Here is a 4,529-nt window from a genome sequence, read left to right as displayed (position 1 = left end):
GTGGGCAATGCCCACCCTACAACTACGGAAATTCAACGACTGGCAGCTTCTGAAATATCATCCTGTAACCTGCTTTTAGTATCTTGAAATTCCTCAGCAACTTGGTTCAATTCTGCTTCGCTCATGTACTCGCTCACTTGCGGCAATATTTCGCTTTCTTCTTCCTCTACATGATGCAGAACCTCTTCTTTTAATTGTCTAATTTTTTCCTTAAATTCAGGTGAACTGGGACTGAGAGATTTAATTTCCTCCAGCAATATCTTAGCTTCATCGTGTTCTTCTTCTGCTTCTTCAACCAAGTCCTCAGTTTCTTGATGGTCGCGCATTGCCGGATACAAGGTTAACTCTTCCGCTTGGGCGTGTACGTTTAACTCTGTGTAAAGTTCGTTGAAGTATTCGTAGAGTTTATCGGGGTCTTCCGTTTTCTCAATTTGTGAGAAAATTTTTTCGACTTTGCGATGATCTGATTTGATTAATTCAACAGCGTCCATTTTGATTGCCTCCTGAAAAAGTAAGTGTAACTCTTTTGAGCATCGCATATAAAAAATAGTCAATTCATCCGTCTCTCGACTGAGTGTAAACGCCTGTATTCGGTAAATATTTTTGGTAATTACTAAGATTTTTATAACCTTAAAAAATCTAGGAGGTTACGTTTTAAGCCCTCCTAGACAGACTACCACAACCATTGCTAAAACTAACAATCTCTGGTTTATTAAATCCAGGAAGCTGACTTTTTAGCATTCCTAGATTTAATAGAGTTTCAACAGACTACTACTTCATGGAAGCAGCCATTTTATCTTGGATCTTGCTCTTGGCTGTCTTGAAATCTGTAGCCATTTGTTCCTGTTGCTGTTCGCTGAAATTGTCGTTGATTTTCCGGAACATTTCGTTTTCTTCTTGCTGGACGTGGTGCATCACAGCATTCATCAGCTGTTTAACTTCGTCTTTGAAGTTAGGTGAAGAGGGGCTGATAGACTTAATTCGTTCCAGCAGCTGCTTCATTTCAGCTTGTTCTTTATACAGATCGTCTGTCTTTTCGTAGTAAGAACGTACTGCTGGGTAAACAATTTGTTCTTCAGCTTCCGAGTGAGCGCTCAAATCCTTGTAGATTTGGCCGAAATATTCTTGCAGCTTTTGAGGATCGTTAGTAGATTGAACTTGAGCGAACAGAGTATTCACCTTGGTGTGATCCATTCTGATCAGCTCTTGAATATTCATATCGCTCTTGCTGCGAGTGACAACGCTACCCGCAACGCCTGTGAAAGCAGCGATCGCATCTTGAACGCGAGCCCAAATGCCTTGATCCGGATCTTTACCGGTCAGTTCGCGAGTGCCCAGAATTTCCAGAATTCCTTTGAGTTGCTCTTGATGAGCGCGGTTCTCAAAGTTGACCGTGTTCAAAGGAGTGATAGCGGCTTCCACATCAGCACCAACAACTTGGGCGGCTTTGTGAACCAGCAAACCTTTCATCACTTGACCGTGCTTGAGCAGTTCGTGATGGGCGAACTTTTCATACAAAGTTAACTCAGAACCTTGCATCAATTTCTGAGTCTTTTCGATCATTTCCTGGGTGGTTTCTTTCGGGTCTCCCTTGACACCGTACTGAACAATTACAGTGTCCAAAACACCGAGGTTTTTCTGGTCGTCATTGAGCATATCTCGCAGGCGATCGCATATTTCTTGATCCCCACATTGATTCAGCAGCAATTGCTCGTTACTAATGAGCAAGTTTTGCAATGCTTTGATGTCAGCTAATTTAACTGCAATAGCTGTACGCTTGGTGTCGTCAAGAGTCGATACCATCGTTTGTTCTCCTCTTATTATCGTGTTATTGTGCGATTGAATCTTATACGAGAATCACACAATATTGAATGTCAGCCATCTCTCTTTTGACTGAATTATCATTCAATTACCATAAGTCTTAATCCATATAAACATTTAGTGATAATTTAGTTGAAATCACACTATTTAAGCAAGTTCCTAAAGTGCTAGATCGCAGCCTGAGAGTACCTTTAGTTTAAGTTTCTACTTATAGATAGATAAACGTCATGTATTTTCTCCATCGCCAGACAGATACGCTATCGATCTCTATAGAATAAATTGACTCAATGAAAGGGAAAAAGGAGATAAAGGAGTGAGGCCATAACAGTCTGGACTGGGGTGGTGTTGATGCAATTCGTCCGAAATAAAATTACCCAGTCCGAACAAGTTAATTAAGCCGATATAAAGAAAATCTCCTGAGAAATTATCTACATTAGCAACGTTAAAAAACGAGAGAAACCGACATGACACAAACTCCAAATCTCCCCCCGTTAATTGAAAGCGATGAGACGGATTATCGCGATAGCGGGGTAACAAGTACAGTAGCGATCGCAGGTCATCCCCTCCATCCACTGATCGTTACTTTACCAATAGCTTTTCTAGTGGGAGTAGCGGCAACTGACTTGGTATATTGGTGGACAAAAGATCTCTTCTGGGCGCGGGGTTCTTTTTGGCTAATCGTCGCTGGTTTAGCGATTGGCATACTAGCAGCAATCACCGGCTTGATGGATTTCCTAAAAATTGAACGAGTCCGCAAGCGCAGCGCAGGTTGGGCGCATATGCTACTCAATGTTGTAGCTATTCTCCTAACAACTGTCAACCTCATTCTGCGTTGGGGCAACTACGCAGGCGCAATTTTACCTACAGGACTGATTATTTCCATATTCGTAGCTACCCTTCTCGGTTTTTCCGGTTGGTACGGTGCCGAATTAGTCTATCGCCATAAAGTTGCTGTAATTGGCTACGGCGACGCACGCAGATAATTACTCCTTTCCCGATAAAATCTGTGAAACCGCTCTAGCAGCAGAGGAGAAAAAAATTCGTAGTTTGGGTTGAGGTATGAAACCCAACTAAAGCGTTGGGTTTCGCTTCACTCAACCCAACAAATCAAAAAAATGACTTTTGACTTTTGACCTTTCCCATAGCTATACCTGTCTGAGCGATAATTGAGAGCGGACAGGTTTTTGTTTTTCCCTAAATGCTTCAAAAAGCAACTCTTCGTCAGCTAACAATCCTCTCTCTCATCATCGTCACGCCGCTGGGCTTTTTATCAAAATACTACAAAGGCCCAGGCGATTGGTGGTTCAATGACTATGGCGGTGGCGTTCTTTACGAAATCTTCTGGTGTTTATTCGTATTTTTACTCATCCCAAACCGCCCAGCGCTGGTTAAAATACCAATATGGGTATTCATAGTTACTTGTATACTCGAAATTCTACAACTTTGGCATCCGCCGTTTTTACAAGCCATCCGCGCCCAGCTTTGGGGGAAATTGCTGCTGGGAACAACCTTTGTCTGGTGGGATTTTCCCCATTATGCGATCGGCTCGCTCGTCGGTTGGTTATGGTTGCGACAATTGTGGAGATTGCACGTAGCAAAAAAGAGACAAAATGAAAAAACAAGTTAAAGTCAAACCTAATTCAAAACAGCAAAAAATTGAAGAAGCCGCAGATGGAAGTTTATCGGTACATTTGAAATCGCCGCCCGTAGATGGCAAAGCTAATGAAGAGTTGATTAAAGTCTTGGCAGAAAAGTTTGATGTACCCAAATCCAAAATCACCATCAAGTCAGGTTTATCCTCAAAAACCAAGCTAGTCGAAATAGATACAGAACAGTAGGGTGGGCAGTGCCCACCATCTCAACTTAATTAATAATTACACACCACTCCACTATGATGAAATATTTGAAATTATCTCTATCTGTAATAACTTTAATCTTTGGCTCTACTGGGATTAATTTACAACAAGTTAAGAGCCAAGTCAACTACAGTAACAGTAACGCAACAGTAACAGAGTTGTTGCAATCTAAATATTGCCCAAGTTGCAATTTACAAAATGCTAATCTGAGAGGTGCTAGCTTGACAGGTGCGAACCTGGAAGATGCCAATCTCAGTAACGTCGATTTGAGCAATGCTAATTTGAGCGGGGAGTTAGTTCAGTTTAGGTGCGGAAATGGCCTGGAATTAGTACCGTCAAATTTAAGAGGTGCTAACCTCAGCGGTGCGAATTTGGAAAATGCTAACCTCAAAAATGCCAACTTGGAAAACGCGGATCTAAGAGGCGCTAATCTAAGAGGTGCTAACTTGGAAGGCGCTAATCTCAAAGGTGCCAGTCTGGAAGGCGCAATGGGAATAGAACAAAGAGAATATCTTATCAAACGGGTAAATGTCATTTTAGAAAAAATAGGTAATAAAGGTAATAAATGTGGCAATAAGTAGAGAAATTTGTTAAAATAAATAGACAAACTTTCCCTAAAGATATGTGCGGAAGATTTAGCTTTACTCAGCCAGATGAGATAGTAGCCCAGCTATTCCACCTATCCTCTGTTCCGAACTTATCGCCAAGATATAACATTGCACCAACGCAATCAGTACCGACAGTTCTGGTAAATTCTGAGGATAAAGAACGGGAATTAAAAATGTTGCGTTGGGGTTTAATTCCATCTTGGGCTAAAGATATTAAAATGGGCGCTAAGCTGATTAATGCGCG

At 41.6% G+C, this 4,529-nt stretch carries 7 protein-coding genes; 5 read left to right on the top strand and 2 right to left on the bottom strand.

Features of this window, described 5'->3' with window-relative positions; translation table 11 throughout:
- Positions 1-32: 32 nt before the first annotated feature.
- Together H6S82_RS19715 and H6S82_RS19710 are read right to left on the bottom strand one after the other, a co-directional pair.
- On the bottom strand, positions 33-491 hold the full coding sequence (locus H6S82_RS19715; RefSeq protein WP_190465547.1) for a hemerythrin domain-containing protein: 459 nt from the start codon (positions 489-491) through the stop codon (positions 33-35).
- A 280-nt stretch (positions 492-771) separates the two neighbouring features.
- Positions 772-1,803, bottom strand: a complete 1,032-nt coding sequence (locus H6S82_RS19710; protein WP_190465549.1) for a hemerythrin domain-containing protein — start codon at positions 1,801-1,803, stop codon at positions 772-774.
- Between the two features lie 482 nt (positions 1,804-2,285).
- On the opposite strand from H6S82_RS19710, the gene H6S82_RS19705 reads away from it, so the two are divergent.
- The 5 genes from H6S82_RS19705 to H6S82_RS19685 all read left to right on the top strand — a co-directional run.
- On the top strand, positions 2,286-2,804 hold the full coding sequence (locus H6S82_RS19705) for a DUF2231 domain-containing protein (RefSeq protein WP_190465551.1): 519 nt from the start codon (positions 2,286-2,288) through the stop codon (positions 2,802-2,804).
- Between the two features lie 215 nt (positions 2,805-3,019).
- The gene (locus tag H6S82_RS19700) at positions 3,020-3,448 is read left to right on the top strand and encodes a DUF2809 domain-containing protein (protein ID WP_190465552.1); all 429 of its coding nucleotides are present in this window, start codon (positions 3,020-3,022) and stop codon (positions 3,446-3,448) included.
- A complete protein-coding gene (locus H6S82_RS19695) occupies positions 3,432-3,659 on the top strand; it encodes a DUF167 domain-containing protein (protein ID WP_190465554.1) in 228 nt (75 codons plus the stop codon). The genes H6S82_RS19700 and H6S82_RS19695 overlap by 17 nt, the downstream gene beginning before the upstream one ends.
- 53 nt (positions 3,660-3,712) lie before the next feature.
- The gene (locus tag H6S82_RS19690; protein WP_242057033.1) at positions 3,713-4,258 is read left to right on the top strand and encodes a pentapeptide repeat-containing protein; all 546 of its coding nucleotides are present in this window, start codon (positions 3,713-3,715) and stop codon (positions 4,256-4,258) included.
- A 41-nt stretch (positions 4,259-4,299) separates the two neighbouring features.
- Positions 4,300-4,529, top strand: a 230-nt coding sequence (locus H6S82_RS19685) for an SOS response-associated peptidase family protein (RefSeq protein WP_191056593.1), incomplete at its 3' end; no start/stop codon positions are given.

The organism is Planktothrix sp. FACHB-1355, from assembly GCF_014748295.1.
Lineage (GTDB): Bacteria > Cyanobacteriota > Cyanobacteriia > Cyanobacteriales > Aerosakkonemataceae > Aerosakkonema > Aerosakkonema funiforme_A.
The sequence above is the reverse complement of the archived record's forward strand: the minus strand, read 5'-3'. Positions and strand labels throughout refer to the sequence as shown.

What these genes read in the sequence shown, in the direction of transcription:
- H6S82_RS19715 (WP_190465547.1), bottom strand. Translation starts at nt 491, where the DNA reads ATGGACGCTGTTGAATTAATCAAATCAGATCATCGCAAAGTCGAAAAA.
- H6S82_RS19710 (WP_190465549.1), bottom strand. Translation starts at nt 1,803, where the DNA reads ATGGTATCGACTCTTGACGACACCAAGCGTACAGCTATTGCAGTTAAA.
- H6S82_RS19705 (WP_190465551.1), top strand. Translation starts at nt 2,286, where the DNA reads ATGACACAAACTCCAAATCTCCCCCCGTTAATTGAAAGCGATGAGACG.
- H6S82_RS19700 (WP_190465552.1), top strand. Translation starts at nt 3,020, where the DNA reads ATGCTTCAAAAAGCAACTCTTCGTCAGCTAACAATCCTCTCTCTCATC.
- H6S82_RS19695 (WP_190465554.1), top strand. Translation starts at nt 3,432, where the DNA reads ATGAAAAAACAAGTTAAAGTCAAACCTAATTCAAAACAGCAAAAAATT.
- H6S82_RS19690 (WP_242057033.1), top strand. Translation starts at nt 3,713, where the DNA reads ATGATGAAATATTTGAAATTATCTCTATCTGTAATAACTTTAATCTTT.